This is a genomic window from Microbacterium sp. (assembly GCF_048259935.1).
Lineage (GTDB): Bacteria > Actinomycetota > Actinomycetes > Actinomycetales > Microbacteriaceae > Microbacterium.
The window spans coordinates 155,479-170,408 of the sequence record NZ_JBLXHF010000001.1 but is presented as its reverse complement, the minus strand read 5'-3'; the positions used below and the strand labels follow the sequence as shown (position 1 = coordinate 170,408).

Annotated in this window: 12 protein-coding genes; 5 read left to right on the top strand and 7 right to left on the bottom strand. The window is 65.7% G+C overall.

From position 1 onward, the window contains the following. Positions 1 to 26 precede the first annotated feature (26 nt). Positions 27 to 1,760, bottom strand: a complete 1,734-nt coding sequence (locus tag ACN0RC_RS00725; protein ID WP_417508145.1) for a Na+/H+ antiporter — start codon at positions 1,758 to 1,760, stop codon at positions 27 to 29. A 148-nt stretch (positions 1,761 to 1,908) separates the two neighbouring features. On the opposite strand from ACN0RC_RS00725, the gene ACN0RC_RS00720 reads away from it, so the two are divergent. Further along, positions 1,909 to 3,096, top strand: a complete 1,188-nt coding sequence (locus ACN0RC_RS00720; RefSeq protein WP_417508144.1) for a hypothetical protein — start codon at positions 1,909 to 1,911, stop codon at positions 3,094 to 3,096. Between the two features lie 26 nt (positions 3,097 to 3,122). Here the strand turns inward: ACN0RC_RS00720 and ACN0RC_RS00715 are convergent, their stop codons facing one another. The 6 genes from ACN0RC_RS00715 to ACN0RC_RS00690 all read right to left on the bottom strand — a co-directional run bounded on the left by ACN0RC_RS00715 (position 3,123) and on the right by ACN0RC_RS00690 (position 9,966). Beyond that, on the bottom strand, positions 3,123 to 3,743 hold the full coding sequence (locus tag ACN0RC_RS00715; protein ID WP_417508143.1) for a response regulator: 621 nt from the start codon (positions 3,741 to 3,743) through the stop codon (positions 3,123 to 3,125). Further along, complete coding sequence (locus ACN0RC_RS00710; protein WP_417508142.1) at positions 3,740 to 4,840, bottom strand: sensor histidine kinase; 1,101 nt, start codon at positions 4,838 to 4,840, stop codon at positions 3,740 to 3,742. Before ACN0RC_RS00710 ends, ACN0RC_RS00715 begins: the two co-directional genes overlap by 4 nt. 10 nt (positions 4,841 to 4,850) lie before the next feature. After that, entirely contained in the window at positions 4,851 to 5,612 is a 762-nt protein-coding gene (locus ACN0RC_RS00705; protein WP_417508141.1) for an ABC transporter permease, read from the bottom strand. Positions 5,613 to 5,614: 2 nt separating this feature from the next. Further along, positions 5,615 to 6,571, bottom strand: a complete 957-nt coding sequence (locus ACN0RC_RS00700; RefSeq protein WP_417508140.1) for an ABC transporter ATP-binding protein — start codon at positions 6,569 to 6,571, stop codon at positions 5,615 to 5,617. A gap of 149 nt (positions 6,572 to 6,720) precedes the next feature. Next, positions 6,721 to 8,589: an FAD-dependent monooxygenase gene (locus ACN0RC_RS00695; protein WP_417508139.1), complete on the bottom strand. Its 1,869-nt coding sequence runs from the start codon at positions 8,587 to 8,589 to the stop codon at positions 6,721 to 6,723. A 3-nt stretch (positions 8,590 to 8,592) separates the two neighbouring features. Then, positions 8,593 to 9,966: an MFS transporter gene (locus ACN0RC_RS00690; RefSeq protein WP_417508138.1), complete on the bottom strand. Its 1,374-nt coding sequence runs from the start codon at positions 9,964 to 9,966 to the stop codon at positions 8,593 to 8,595. Between the two features lie 127 nt (positions 9,967 to 10,093). Between ACN0RC_RS00690 and ACN0RC_RS00685 the strand changes: the two genes are divergently transcribed. Genes ACN0RC_RS00685 through hpaD form a run of 4 tightly spaced genes read left to right on the top strand, consistent with a single transcriptional unit; the run spans position 10,094 to position 14,930 of the window. Beyond that, positions 10,094 to 11,545 (top strand): fumarylacetoacetate hydrolase family protein, encoded by a 1,452-nt coding sequence (locus tag ACN0RC_RS00685; protein WP_417508137.1) that lies wholly within the window; start codon positions 10,094 to 10,096, stop codon positions 11,543 to 11,545. Next, positions 11,542 to 12,237 (top strand): GntR family transcriptional regulator, encoded by a 696-nt coding sequence (locus ACN0RC_RS00680; RefSeq protein WP_417508136.1) that lies wholly within the window; start codon positions 11,542 to 11,544, stop codon positions 12,235 to 12,237. Before ACN0RC_RS00685 ends, ACN0RC_RS00680 begins: the two co-directional genes overlap by 4 nt. 13 nt (positions 12,238 to 12,250) lie before the next feature. Beyond that, a complete protein-coding gene (hpaE, locus tag ACN0RC_RS00675; protein WP_417508135.1) occupies positions 12,251 to 13,753 on the top strand; it encodes a 5-carboxymethyl-2-hydroxymuconate semialdehyde dehydrogenase in 1,503 nt (500 codons plus the stop codon). Between the two features lie 10 nt (positions 13,754 to 13,763). Then, positions 13,764 to 14,930, top strand: coding sequence for a 3,4-dihydroxyphenylacetate 2,3-dioxygenase (gene hpaD / locus ACN0RC_RS00670; RefSeq protein WP_417508134.1), 1,167 nt, complete (start codon positions 13,764 to 13,766; stop codon positions 14,928 to 14,930).

Below are 14,930 nucleotides of genomic sequence, written 5' to 3'. Positions count from 1 at the left end.
GGCGTCACCTCTTACTCGAACTGTTCTCACTCGAACTGTTCGATGCCCTCCAGCCGGATCTGGTCGAGGTCGAGTCGCGCAGAGATCTGATGCACGATGAGATCGTCGACGGTTCCCGCACGGCGAAGGCTGCGAAGCACCTCGCGCTTGTGATCGAGCATCGCGAGCTTCAGTCGCGACAGCTCGTCGTGTTTCAGCAGCGGCGAGCGCTGCTCGAGGTCGACATCGGTTGACGTGGCGACCATCTGCAGCACCCTCCCGGATGGCGCGACAGGGGCGGGGGTCAGCTCCACCGAGCCATCGGCCAGCGGATCCGGCTGGTCCAGCATCTCCTCCATCGCGCCCACTTCGGCATCGACCAGCGCACGCTCTCTCGCCATCGCTCTGGCATTCGCGAGCTCGAGCATCTCGTAACCATCGCGTCGCACTCGATCTCGCACCTCATCGCTGACCCCGTGCTCAGCGGCGAGCGCGTTCAACGCTGCCATCGCCGAGCCGGAGATCGCGCGCTCAGCGAGTTCGAACTCTTCGTCCTCATCGTGATCGACCGGGTACCGAGCCCAGCGGGCCACTACCGGCAGAAGCGGGCCCTGCACGAGAAGACTGAGCAGGATCACTCCTGCGGTGACGAAGATGATGTCGTCGCGTCCGTCGAGTCGGGTGCCGCTCTCGGTTGCGAGCGGTACCGACAGCGCGATCGCGAGTGAGATCGCACCCCTCATCCCGGCCACGGTGCTCACGATCTGCATCCGCGTGCGCAGGCCGAGCGGGTGCACCGTACCTCCGCCCATGCGCTGGAACGGCACGGCGAGCATCTGGAACAGGAAGCGCACGACCAGCAGCGCCACCCATACGGCGACGGTGGCAAGGGTCAACCAGCCGATCATCCGCAGCGAGGTCTGGTGCACGACCCATTGCACTTCCAGCCCGATCAGCACGAAGAGCGCCCCGTTGAGCAGGAAGACCCCGAACGGCCAGACTCCTTCTGCCTGTCGCCGGGAAGCCGCGGTGGTGACGCGTGGGCTGAGGTACGCCGCGATGAGTCCGGCGACGACGACCGAGAGAACACCCGATGCATGAATCAGCTCAGCGATCATGAACGCGGTGAACGGCATCAGCAGCATCGTCACATTGATCGCGATCGTGGTGCCCACTCGACGCAGCAGGAGCCAGGCGGCAGCCGCGACCGCGATTCCGACCGCGATCCCGCCGAGGTACGACACCAGCACGGTCCAGGTGACGATCAGTGGAGTCACCTGGCCACCGACGGCGATAGACACCGCGATCGCGTACAGCACCAGTGCGGTGCCGTCATTCGTGAGGCTCTCGGCCTTCAACTTCATGAAAGTGCGCCGAGGCAGCAGTCTGCCAAGAGCTGCGACAGCCGTCGCATCCGGCGGCGCGACCGCGGCACCCAGGATGAGTGCGATCTCCCATGGCATCCCGAACATCACCGCCACTCCCGCTACTGCGAAGGCTGAGGCGACGACGAGCAGAGTGCTCATCGGCAGAATGTATCGGAAGTCGCGCCTGATCGACCGCAACGAGGTCGTCAGGCTCTCCCAGAACAGCATCACCGGCAGGAATAGCAGCAGCACCGTCTCGGGCGGCAGTTGCACCTCCCGCAGCGGCGGGACGAATCCCAGAAGCAGGCCGAACACGACGAGCACGAGTGGCAGCGCCAGACGCAGACGCGGCGCGAGCAGCGTTCCCACCAGAATCGTCAGCCCCAGCAGGACCGTGATCTCGAGACCTTCCATGCGCATCGCCCTTCTGCCGTCGCGGGCGAACGCGCAACGTGCGAAGAAGCACAGCGCCCGTTAAGGAAAAGGTATTCCCAGAGGGTCCGTCATAAAAGCCCCATCGCGCGCACGACGCGCTGCCCCCATTCCCCTGGATACTGGTCAGATGACATCGCAGCGTGCAGCCGGTCGGATGCAGATGATCCTCGACGCTCTGTGTCTCGGGCAGCACGATACGCAGGTGCGTCAGCTGATCGATGCGTTCGGCGGAGAACCCGTCGAGGCTCGCGAGTACCGCTTCGGCGAACCGCAGGTGTTCTCACGGCACCTGCGCTTCGAGTCCGGCGGGGAGATCGTGCTTCACGACGGAGCCGTCGTCGCGGTGATCCTGCATGTGACCGCAACACCGTTCGCTCCGCGTGGGCTCGACGTGGCGGAATGGATCGATGGTGTCGACAACGACGCGACGTTCGAAGACTTCAAGACGATCTTCGGCTCGTCATGGCACTTCACGGACGGCGACCGTTGTTTCACACTCGACTCGGGGTTCATGCTCCCTGAGTTCAAGGAGTACGGTGGCTCCGCAGCCGGTGACCTGCGGCGCGTGCTCTTCACCGTTGATGATCCGAAAGCCGATTGTCGACCGGCAGACGAGGACTGCTCGGTGTGCCGCGATCTGATTCGCCGAACGTCCGACGGATCCTTCGATCTGGACGACACGGTCGACGCCCTCATCGCGGCCGTCGACGCCGGGAGCCTCAAAGAAGAAGCGAGATGCGTGCCCCTCGCCGATCTTCGACCTCTGCATGCCTCGGCCCTGTTGGCGCTGGTAGAGAGTCAGGCCACCTGCACCGCATGCCACCGGGTCGCATGCGTCACCCTTCACCGCGATTCCGCCCCGACCTTCGGCCACTACCCCGCCGATGCGGCCAGGCGACGTCCGCTCGAGGCGATTCCTCCTATCGAGCAATGGGCTGACGATGCCCGCATCGCTGCGGCCCGCGACGCAATGCGATACGTCGATCATGAACCGGCATCCTGGTTCCTCGTCGAGCGACCTGACGGGCTGTACCTCGACGCCAGGTACGCGATCAACACGATGGTCGACGATAGTGCTCTGGTCCTTTTGGATGAGTCGGAGCAGCAGCAGTACCGCAAACGCGGTCACGACTACATCACCGAGCTCGCCAGGCGCATCGAAAGGAGCCATCCCTATGAGGAGACATCTCCCTTCTACTCGAGGGACCTCTACCGCCGACCGGGCGGCCGAGGAAAATACTCCGCCGAGGTGCGCGCGGCAATCGCCAACTACACGTGGCTCGCGCAGATAAAGCAGTCGGCGGCGAAGCCGTGAGCTGCCGACTCTTCAGTGAGCTGTCGTCAGATCCAGCCCTTGTCCTGCGCGATCCGCACCGCCTGGGCGCGGTTCGAAGCGCTGACCTTGCCGATCGCCGCGGACAGGTTGTTGCGCACCGTACCCGGTGAGAGGAACACTTCGGATGCGATGGTCGCGGCGCTGCGTCCGTCAGCTGCCAGTCGCAGCACCTGCTGTTCGCGTTCGCTGAGGGGGTTCGCGCCCTCGAACAGGCTGGATTCGGCCAGCGCCGGATCCACGACCCGTAGACCCGCATGCACCCGGCGCACGGCATCGGCGAGCTGCTCCACCGGAGCATCCTTCACGACGAACCCGCTCGCCCCAGCATCCAGTGCCGAACGCAGATAACCGGGGCGCGCGAACGTCGTGACGATCAGCACGCGCGTGCCGGGGTTCGCGGCGCGCGCCACGCGCGTGGCGGCGATACCGTCCATCCCGGGCATCTGGATGTCCATCAAACAGACGTCCGGGTTCGTCTCCGCGACCACGCGCACGGCCTCTTCGCCATCGGACGCGACGCCGACGACCCGGAGATCAGGCTCGAGCTCGAGCAGCGCCGCCAGCGCTCCGCGCAGCATCGCCTGGTCGTCAGCCACCACGATCGTGATCTGCGCTGTTTCGGTCACCAGGTCACCTCCACTCTCGTGCCGCGGTCGCCCGCCGGCGCGACCAGGAACGTCGCTCCGCTGGTAGTCGCGCGCTCACGCATGCCACGCATGCCGTTGCCCTCGCTGCCGCTGTGACCGCGTCCGTCATCGGTCACCGTGAACTTCCCCGGTGCGATGCGCACCGTGACGTTCTTCGCGCGGGCATGCCGCAGCACGTTCGTGGTCGCCTCGCGCAGAATCCAGCTCGCCGTCAGCGACTGCACCGGAGAGAGCGCTGCAGGGTCCCCCTCGACGCGCAACCGCACATCATCCGATTTCAGCGCCTCACGACAGGTGTTGAGCTGATCGCAGAGCTCAGCGCTGCGGACTCCGGCCACCGTCGTACGGACTCCTGAGATCGCCTCAGTGGTGAGAGCCTCGATGTCAGCGAGCTCGGCCTTCGCCCGCTCCGGGTCGCTGTCGATGAGCTTGCGCACCAGTTGCGCTTTGAGCTTCACCACGGTCAGCGAGTGCCCGACGAGGTCGTGCACGTCACGAGCGACCCCCTCGCGCGCCTCGCTCGTGGCGAGCTCGCGATCGAGGGTCTCTGCCTCAGTCGACCGGATGATCAAGGTCGTCGAGACCGTGTTGACCACGCCGAGCATCACCACGACTGCAAGGATCGCCACGTAGCTGATCCACCCCGGCATGAGGAAGATCGTCGCCCCGGTGATCGCGATTCCGGCAGCGAGCGTGATCCAGTGCGCGGGCCTGGTGAGCCCGTATGACGCGAACGACATGATGAACGGGATGAAGCTCAGCGCGTTGCCGCCCACGCTGGGAATCGTCAACGCACCGCAGACGATCAGCGCACCGAACGCCCACCACTGGATCGGCTTGGGCGGGGTCATCAGCCCGCCGCCTGAGCCGCTCATGCCGTTGATGAACCCCGCGACATAGATGACCACGAATGCCACCAGCGCCGTCCATCCGGTGATCACCCATCCGGAATCCGCTGGGGAGTTCACGAGGGCGATGACCGGGTAGACGAGGAACACCAACCAGATCACGGCCATCACCCAGCCGTAGCGCTCCCACGGCGAGCGCCGGCTGCGGTGAGTGGTTCCGTCCGTCATGGTTTCGACCCTATCGGCGCGAGTACGAGCGCTTAGTGCCCACCATCACCAACACGACGAACACGGCCAGCCACGCCAGGATGTTCAGCACGACCGCCCACAGCGGATCCGTCTGGCCCGTGGTGAGCAGGCCGTCGGTGAGCGGCCAGCGGCTCAGAGCGACGAAACCGTACAGCGGGGTGAACCGAGCGATGTCGAGCATGACACCGTCAAGGGGCATGAAGACGTTGCCGAAGAAGGCGAAGAAGGTCATCGAGATGGAGGCCAGGGCAGCTGCCGTATCGGAGTTGAAGAACAGTCCAACACCGAGCCCGTAAAGGCCGAAGATCAGGCCGAGCCCCAGCATGATTCCAGCGGATGCCCACCAGCGCCACGCATCGGATGCTTCCGCTCCAGTCGCGAATCCGGCCGCGAACACCAACACCACCGCGAGGGCTGCGAACGCGAGCGAAGTGAGGAGCTTCGTGACCGCGTATCCGGTCGTGCCGAGCGGAGTCATGGCGAGCTGGCGCCCCCAGCCCTGTTTGGACTCCGTTGCAGCCAGCGACGACAGCGAGCTCATCGCGACCGCGCAGCCGTACGCAGCCATCGACACCATCACGTAGAACTTGACGTTGCCGTGTCCGGCGCTGAGGTCGCCGTAGCCCATACTCGCTCCGAAGAGCAGATACATCGCCACCGGCATCCCGAGCGTGAACGCGAGCGTGTACGGGTTTCGGACCTGACGCATCGCTTCGACGCGCAGCATTGTGGGTGAGATCGACATGGCCATGATCAGTCCTCCGTCAGGGCGGTGAAAGCGGTTTCGAGGGTGGGTGCGGTGATCTCCAGACCGTGGGCGCCCGCGGTGAGAAGAGCGGATGCCGCGGCATCCGAATCCGCCGCCCGCAGGGTGATCCGGTCACCGTCGATGCGGACGTCGACGACGCCTTCTGCGGCCTGCAGGGCGCGCACCAGAGCATCCGCTCCTTCAGCAGGCAGGGTGGCTGCGAGCGTGCGCCCGCCCAGGTTCGCGCGCAACTGCGCGGTGGGCGCGTCGGCGACGATCGCGCCTCGGCGCATAACGATGGTGCGGCGAGCGAACTGTTCGGCTTCTTCGAGGTAGTGCGTGGCGAACAGGATCGTGCGCCCGGCATCCGCGTCGGCGCGCATGACGTCCCAGAAGTGCCGTCGGGCGTTGACGTCCATTCCCGCCGTCGGCTCGTCGAGCACGAGGATGTCGGGGTCGGCGACCAGCGCCAGCGCGAACTTCACTCGCTGCTGCTCACCGCCGGAGCACTTCGCGACGCGGCGCCGGGCGATCTCGGTCAGGTCGGTGCGGGCGAGCACTTCCGGTACTCGTGAGAGCGCGGCAGAGCCGTGCAGCGACGCGATCACCTCGACGGTCTCGCGCACGCTGAGATCCGACAGCAGTCCGCCGGTCTGCAGCACACCGGCGATCACGCCGGACTTCGCGGCCTTCCCCGGCTTCTCTCCGAAGACCGTCACACTCCCGCCGCTCGGCTCTGCGAGACCGAGCAGTATGTCGAGCGTGCTCGTCTTGCCGGCGCCATTGGGCCCGAGAAGAGCGACGATCTCACCACGGCGGATGCTGAGGCTCACCCCGTCGACGGCCTTCACCGCACGCTCGCCCACGCCGAACCGCTTCTGCAGGTTCTCGATCGCGATGGCGGTGTCGGATGCCGCGACTGCGGGTGTTTTCGGAGTCAGAGTTGCCGGTGAAGTGCTCATGCATCCAGCCTGGCGCAGCCGTTGCACAGGTTCCGGAGGCCGCTGTCACCTCATCGGCATGACACGTGTCATGCCTCCGGTGCGCGTTCGGGTCACGGATTGTGCCGTTATTCCGGCGGGATAACGGCACAATTCGCGACCTGGCGGGGTCAGGCTCGCAGGAAGACGCCGTCCAGGAACGATTCGAGCTCGTCCGCAGCATCCAGCGGCAGGACAGCGGCGACGTACTGATCAGGACGCACGACGACAATCACGCCGTCTCGGCTCAGCTCGCGCTCGGCGAAGATATCCGCGTCCGTCCACGCGTTGGGGGCTGCGGTATAGACCTTCTCCCAGTCCGTCAATTCCAGCGGACCGGACTTCGGCAGGAACAGCTGCGGCGCCGACAGGATTTCGATGTCCTCGTACTTGTCCTGGTAGATCACCTTCACATCGAAAATGGCATCCACGTCGGCATCCGCCGGGGTGAATCCGGCGAAAACAGGCGCAGCGTCCGCTGCCCACTTCTCCAGCTTCTCGTGCGAGGCATCCGCGAACGCGTACACGCGCCAGCGACCGTCGGCCTTCGCGTGGTGTCCGATGTGCTGGACATTGCCGTCGCAGACCCGCACCACCTCGGCCGACTTGAAGCGTCTCCCGAGCGGGAAGCCCACGGCGAGGTCCTGGTGCTCTGCACCGCCGGTGATCACCGAGGGCTCGTAGTGGGTCATGAATCCAGAGGGGAACTCGGCGGTCGCGAGGTAGTAGTTCGACAGCTCCTGCGGGTCGGAGATCTCCTCGGGCTTGCGCGCCATCAGGGTCGACCATTCCCGATCGAAGTCGATGAGCTGCTGCGCGACCGGCTGCCGCTCTGCAGAGAACGTGCGCAGCAGGCTCTCCGGCGAGAGCCCGGTGAGCACGGAGCCGATCTTCCACCCGAGGTTGAAGCCGTCCTGCATCGAGACGTTCATGCCCTGGCCTGCCTTGGCGCTGTGGGTGTGGCAGGCGTCTCCGGTGAGGAAGACGCGCGGTGCGCGGTCGTTCGTTCCAGCCACGTCATCGAAGCCATCCGTGACGCGGTGTCCGACCTCGTAGACGCTCGACCAGGCGATCTCCTTCACATCCAGCGTGTACGGATGCAGGATCTCGTTCGCTTTCTCGATGATCGCTTCGATCGGCGTCTGACGCACGCGGTGGTTGTCGTCTGCAGGGACCTCGCCGAGGTCCACGTAGACCCGGCTGAGGTAGCCGCCCTCGCGCGGAATGTGCAGGATGTTCCCCGCCGCCGCGTTGATGGCGCATTTGGTACGCCAATCCGGGAAGTCGGTGTTCACGAGAACGTCCATGACGCCCCATGCGTGCGCGGAGAACTCACCGATGTGCTGGCGACCGATCGCCTCGCGCACTCCGCTGCGAGCCCCGTCGCAGCCGACGACGTACTTCGCACGGATCGTGCGCTCCTCGCCGCTGCGCTCCCCCGCGACGTAGCGCACGCGCACCTCGACGGGGTACTCGCCGGTCTCGCCGACGGTGAGCCCGAGGAACTCCACGCCGAAGTCGGGAACGATGCGTGCGGGTCCGTCGGCCGCGGCCTCGGCGAAGTAGTCGAGCACGCGCGCCTGGTTCACGATGAGGTGCGGGAACTCGCTGATCTTGAGCCCGTAGTCCTCGGTGCGAGTCGTGCGGATGATGTTCTGGGGGTTCTCCGGATCGGGACTCCAAAAGTTCATGTAGCCGATGTTGTACGCCTCGGCTGAGATCGCGTCGGCGAACCCGAATGCCTGGAAGGTCTCCACGCTGCGCGGCTGGATGCCGTCGGCCTGGCCGAGCGGAAGCCGGCCGTCACGGCGTTCGATGATCCGCGTCGTGATCGTCGGATACTGCGACATCTGTGCGGATAGCAGCATCCCCGCGGGTCCGGATCCGACGATCAGAACGTCCATCTCATCCGGAAGGTCAGCCGGGCGATCGATACCCGTGCCCGCCGCCGCGACGACGCGCGGGTCCTTAGAGACGTAACCGTGATGGTGGAACTGCATTTCCTACGCCCTCGACATTCCGTAGATCGGACTCACTGACTGTTCTTCTTCATGGTCAGGTCCGAGCGGAATCCCGCTGCGATCGCGCAGCAGCAGCGTCGCGATCAACCCGATCGTCGTCATGCCCGCCAGATACCAGGTGACCATCTCGGTCGAGCCGGTGGCAGCCACGATGGCCGCGGCGATCGTGGGCGCGAATGCGCCACCGGCGATCGCACCGATCGCGTACGAGATCGAGACGCCCGAGAACCGAATGGATGCCGGGAACAGCTCTGTGTACAGCGCCGCTTGCGGCCCGTACGTGAACCCGAGACCGATCGTGAGGATCGCAAGGCCGAGGAACAGGAGCCCGACGCTCCCGGTGTTCACCAGCGGGAAGAGCAGGAACACACCGACCAGCTGGAGGATCCACCCGGCGATGTAGGTGTTGCGGCGACCGACCTTGTCGGAGATCCATCCGGCGAGAAGGGTCGTCAGCAGCCAGGTGACCGCAGAGCCGGTGACCGCCCACAGCACTTCGCCGCGGTCGAGACCGATCGGACCCTCGGGGTTGGTCGCGTAGCCCTGGATGTATCCGCCGGTGGTCATGTATCCGACCGCGTTGTTGCCGGCGAAGACGAGCGCGGCGATGATCACGAGCAGCAGGTGCTTGCGGAACAGCTGCACGATCGGCATCTTCGCCTTCTCCTTGCGTGCGGCGAGCTCGGCGAACACGGGGCTCTCTTCGACGTTGCGACGCACGTAGTAACCGATCAGAATCAGCACGACGCTGAGCAGGAAGGGAATGCGCCATCCCCAGGCGAGGAACTGGTCGCCTGGTGCGATGACGGTCATGATCGCCATGACGGCAGAGGCCAGCAGCAGGCCGAGCGGCACGCCGATCTGCGGAGAGGCGCCGAAGATTCCGCGCTTGTGCTTGGGAGCGTGCTCGACGGCCATGAGCACCGCGCCGCCCCACTCGCCGCCGGCAGAGATGCCCTGCAGAATGCGCAGGAAGACGAGCATGATCGGTGCGCCGATGCCGATGACCTCAGCGGTCGGCAGCACACCGATCAGCGCGGTGGCCGCGCCCATCAGAACAAGCGTCCACATCAGCACGCGCTTGCGGCCGAGGCGGTCTCCGAAGTGTCCTGCCAGGAACGCGCCGAGTGGACGGAACAGGAAGCTGATGCCCACCGTGGCGAATCCGAGGATCACGGTGTTGGTTCCCAGTGCCGAGAAGAACAGCTGTCCGAAGACGAGGCCGACGGCGGTGGCATAGATGAAGAAGTCGTACCACTCGACGGTGGTGCCGACGACGGTCGCGAAGACTACGCGACGGCGATCTGCGGCACTGGCGATGGTACCGGTCGGCGTGAAGCCGGGGTGATCAGTCATTGATGCTCCTTGGGGGGACGTCGTTGTCGCGGGGCTGAAGTCATCCTTGCAACCTCCTGATCAGATGATATACGATTTCAAATACATCGCACAAGAGCGGTGCACACACCGCAAGGAGGCGCTCACTGTGACGGACTCGATCGGTCGTCCCGGCAAGATCATCGCGATCCACCTCAGCTACGCCTCTCGCGCGCAGCAGCGCGGCCGGCGCCCCGCTGCCCCCTCGTACTTCTTCAAGGCCGCAAGCTCGGTCGCGGCATCCGGTGGCACTGTCGAGCGCCCCGCCGGCACCGAGCTGCTCGCCTTCGAAGGCGAGATCGCGCTGGTCATCGGCGCACCTGCCCGACACGTGAGCCTCGAGGATGCGTGGTCGCACGTCGCATCTGTCACCGCGGCCAACGACCTCGGCCTCTACGACCTGCGCGCGAACGACAAGGGTTCGAACGTCCGCTCCAAGGGCGGCGACGGGTACACACCGCTGGGCCCTCGGCTGATCGATGCGCAGTCGATCGATCCGAACGACATCCGCGTGCGCACCTGGGTCAATGGCACTCTCCGTCAGGACGACAGCTCCTCCGGCCTTATCTTCCCCCTCGCGCAGTTCGTCGCAGATCTGTCACAGCACTTCACGCTCGAGACCGGCGACGTGATCCTCGCCGGCACCCCGGCGGGCTCATCGGTGATCGTTCCCGGAGACGTCATCGAGGTCGAGGTGGATGCTCCGAACGCACCCGGCTCCCCCACCTCGGGCCGGCTGATCACCACTGTCACGCAGGGTTCGATTCCGTTCGATGAGACGCTGGGCTCGCTTCCCGCTGTCGATGACACGCAGCGCACGGAGGCATGGGGGTCCGCTGAAGAAGCGGGTCTCACCCCCGCCGCGCCGAGCGGCCTCTCCGCCGAGCTGCGGGCGAAGCTCGAGAAGGCACCGACCGCCGGGCTCTCCGCCCAGCTGCGCAAGCGCGGTCACCACCAGTGCTTCATCGATGGTGTCGCGGCCAACATCCCCGGAACGAAGATCGTGGGTACCGCGCGGACGCTGCGTTTCATCCCTGCCCGCCCGGACCTCTTCGCAAGCCATGGCGGCGGCTACAACGCGCAGAAGCGCCTGTTCGACGCCGTGTGCGAGGGCGAGGTCATCGTGATCGAAGCGCGAGGGGATGCGACGACCGGAACCCTCGGCGACATCCTCGCCCTTCGCGCCACCGCGCGCGGCGCAGCCGGAGTTGTCACCGACGGCGGCGTGCGCGACTTCGACGAGGTGGTGCGCATCGGCCTGCCGGTGTTCTCACAAGGCGCCCACCCGTCGGTTCTCGGCCGCAAGCATGTTCCGTGGGAGCTCGACGTCACGATCGGCTGCGGAGGAGCCGCCGTTCAGCCGGGAGATGTGATCGTCGGCGACGGTGACGGCGTGGTCGTGATTCCGCCGTCCCTCGCGGAAGAGGTCGTCGATGCAACGCTCGCGCAGGAGGATGAAGATGCCTGGATCGCCACGCAGGTCGAGGCAGGGCACCCGGTCGATGGGCTGTTCCCGATGAACGCCGAATGGCGTGCGAAGTACGAAGCGAGCCGCGCATGATCAAATCCCTCAGCAAGTCACAGCGCGCCTACCAGTGGATCAAAGAGCGCATCGCGAGCCAGAGCTACACGCCCGGCTATCGGCTGGTGCTCGGGAGCATCGCCGGTGAGCTCGACATGAGCGTCGTCCCCGTACGCGAGGCGATCCGGCAGCTCGAAGCCGAGGGACTCGTGCAGTTCGAGCACAACATCGGCGCACGCGTCGCCATGGTCGATGATGCGCAGTACCGCCACAGCATGGAGGCCCTCAGCGTCCTCGAAGGCAACGCCACTGCCCTGTCGGCGCCGCACCTCGAGGCCGAAGACCTCGAGCGCGCCCGCGCGATCAACGAGAAGCTGACCGAGACCCTCGGTCACTTCAACCCGACCGCGTTCACCCAGCTCAACCAACAGTTCCACGAGACTCTCATCTCCTCATGCCCCAACCCGCGCCTGCGCGAGCTCGTCACCCTCGAGATGCAGCGCCTGAACCGTCTGCGCGATTCGACCTTCAGCTTCGTTCCCGGCCGTGCGCATGAGTCGGTCCGCGAGCACGAGCAGATCATCGCGCTGATCGAGAACGGCGCGCCGTTCGCCGAGATCGAGGATGCCGCACGCAGACACCACTCGGCCACCCTCGAGGCCTACATTGCGCACGAGCGCGCGGTCGCCCCAGAACAGCGCGACGATGCCGTCGCGACACCCGTTCACTGATACCGGAGGAATCATGACCGATTCACGCATCCCCGCAGATCTTCCCGATCGCATCCAGCACTACATCGACGGAGCGTTCGTCGACTCCCTCGACGGCGACACCTTCGACGTGATCGACCCGGTGACCAACGACGTCTACATCACGGCGGCTTCCGGCAAGGTCGCCGATATCGACCGCGCCGTCGCCGCAGCCAAGCGCGCATTCGACGAGGGTCCCTGGCCCAAGATGCTGCCGCGCGAGCGCTCCCGCGTGCTCCACAAGATCGCCGACATCGTCGAGTCCCGCGATCAGCGCCTTGCCGAGCTCGAAAGCTTCGACTCCGGCCTCCCGATCGCCCAGGCGCTGGGCCAAGCTCGTCGCGCGGCCGAGAACTTCCGCTTCTTCGCCGATCTGATCGTCGCGCAGGCCGATGACACTTTCAAGGTGCCCGGTCGCCAGATCAACTACGTCAACCGCAAGCCGATCGGTGTCGCGGGCCTCATCACGCCGTGGAACACCCCCTTCATGCTCGAGTCGTGGAAGCTCGGCCCTGCGCTCGCGACCGGCAACACGGTCGTGCTGAAGCCGGCCGAGTTCACCCCGCTCTCGGCATCCCTCTGGGCCGGCATCTTCGAGGAGGCCGGCCTCCCCTCTGGCGTCTTCAACCTCGTCAACGGCTTCGGGGAAGAGGGCTTCGCCGGTGACTCGCTGGTGAAGCACCCTGACGTTCCGCTCATCTCCTTCACCGGCGAAAGCCGCACCGGGCAGCTGATCTTCGCCAACGCCGCGCCGTTCCTCAAGGGACTGTCGATGGAGCTGGGCGGCAAATCGCCCGCTGTCGTGTTCGAAGATGCCGATCTGGACACCGCGATCGATGCGACCATCTTCGGCGTCTTCTCGCTCAACGGCGAGCGCTGCACTGCGGGTTCGCGCATTCTCGTACAGCGCAGCATCTACGAGGAGTTCGTGACGCGCTACGCGGCACAGGCAGAGCGCGTGAAGGTCGGGCTCCCGAACGACCCGACCACCGAGGTCGGCGCTCTCGTCCACCCCGAGCACTACGACAAGGTCATGAGCTATATCGAGATCGGCAAGGGAGAGGCGAAGCTCGTCGCCGGCGGCGGACGCCCAGAAGGATTCGAGACCGGCAACTTCGTCGCCCCTACCGTCTTCGCCGACGTCTCCCCCGATGCGCGCATCTTCCAGGAGGAGATCTTCGGACCGGTCGTCACGATCACGCCGTTCGATGACGACGACGAGGCTCTCGCCCTGGCGAACAACACCAGGTACGGCCTGGCTGCGTATATCTGGACGAATGACCTGCGGCGCGCACACAACTTCGCCGGCAACGTCGAAGCGGGCATGGTCTGGCTGAACTCGAACAACGTGCGCGACCTCCGCACCCCGTTCGGCGGCGTGAAGGCGTCCGGTCTCGGCCACGAGGGCGGATACCGATCGATCGACTTCTACACCGACCAGCAGGCCGTGCACATCACCCTCGGCGAGGTCCACAACCCCGTTTTCGGAAAGCAGTAAGGACGCTGACATGACGAATCGTGAAGACATGACCCTGACCTCTTCGGGTTACTACGTGAGCGCAGAGGCGCCCATCCAGGCTGACAACCCGGTCGCGACCCCCCAGGCGTCACCGCCAGACATCCTCCGCTGCGCCTACATGGAGCTCGTGGTCACCGACCTCGCGGCATCCCGCCAGTTCTATGTCGACATCCTCGGTCTGTACGTGACCGCAGAGGACGATGAGGCGATCTACCTGCGCTCGACGGAGGAGTTCATCCACCACAACCTCGTGCTGCGCAAGGGCCCGATCGCGGCCGTCGCCGCGTTCTCGTACCGGGTTCGCTCGGCGGAGGACCTCGACCGTGCCGTCGAGTTCTACACCGAGCTCGGCTGCGACGTCCGCCGCAATGCCGACGGCTTCGTCAAGGGCATCGGCGACTCCGTGCGCGTGGTCGACCCGCTCGGCTTCCCGTACGAGTTCTTCTTCGAGACCACGCACGTCGAGCGCCTCTCCTGGCGCTACGACCTGCACACTCCCGGCGAGCTCGTGCGCCTGGACCACTTCAACCAGGTCACCCCTGACGTGCCGCGCGCAGTGCGCCACTACCAGGACCTCGGATTCCGCGTCACCGAAGACATCCAGGATGAAGAGGGCACTGTCTACGCCGCCTGGATGCGCCGCAAGCCCACGGTGCATGACACCGCGGCCACCGGTGGCGATGGCCCGCGGATGCACCACGTCGCCTTCGCCACGCACGAGAAGCACAACATCCTCGCGATCTGCGACAAGCTCGGATCGTTGCGCCGCTCGGATGCCATCGAGCGCGGCCCTGGCCGTCATGGTGTGAGCAACGCGTTCTACCTGTACCTGCGCGACCCTGACGGGCACCGCGTCGAGATCTACACCCAGGACTACTACACGGGTGACCCCGACAACCCGGTCATCACCTGGGATGTGCACGACAATCAGCGTCGTGACTGGTGGGGCACCCCCGTCGTGCCCTCCTGGTACACGGACGCATCGCTCGTGCTCGACCTCGACGGCAACCCGCAACCGGTCATCGCGCGCACCGACTCCAGCGAGATGGCGGTCACGATCGGCGCCGACGGCTTCTCGTACACTCGCAAGGACGAGGGCGAGGACTCCATGCCCGAGTACAAGCAGGGTGAGTACAAGCTGGGACACCAGTTGTGA

Coding starts and splice junctions, on each gene's coding strand:
- ACN0RC_RS00720 (WP_417508144.1), top strand. CDS start 1,909: ATGACATCGCAGCGTGCAGCCGGTCGGATGCAGATGATCCTCGACGCT.
- ACN0RC_RS00705 (WP_417508141.1), bottom strand. CDS start 5,612: ATGGCCATGTCGATCTCACCCACAATGCTGCGCGTCGAAGCGATGCGT.
- ACN0RC_RS00725 (WP_417508145.1), bottom strand. CDS start 1,760: ATGGAAGGTCTCGAGATCACGGTCCTGCTGGGGCTGACGATTCTGGTG.
- ACN0RC_RS00690 (WP_417508138.1), bottom strand. CDS start 9,966: ATGACTGATCACCCCGGCTTCACGCCGACCGGTACCATCGCCAGTGCC.
- hpaD (WP_417508134.1), top strand. CDS start 13,764: ATGACGAATCGTGAAGACATGACCCTGACCTCTTCGGGTTACTACGTG.
- ACN0RC_RS00695 (WP_417508139.1), bottom strand. CDS start 8,589: ATGCAGTTCCACCATCACGGTTACGTCTCTAAGGACCCGCGCGTCGTC.
- ACN0RC_RS00680 (WP_417508136.1), top strand. CDS start 11,542: ATGATCAAATCCCTCAGCAAGTCACAGCGCGCCTACCAGTGGATCAAA.
- ACN0RC_RS00700 (WP_417508140.1), bottom strand. CDS start 6,571: ATGAGCACTTCACCGGCAACTCTGACTCCGAAAACACCCGCAGTCGCG.
- ACN0RC_RS00710 (WP_417508142.1), bottom strand. CDS start 4,840: ATGACGGACGGAACCACTCACCGCAGCCGGCGCTCGCCGTGGGAGCGC.
- hpaE (WP_417508135.1), top strand. CDS start 12,251: ATGACCGATTCACGCATCCCCGCAGATCTTCCCGATCGCATCCAGCAC.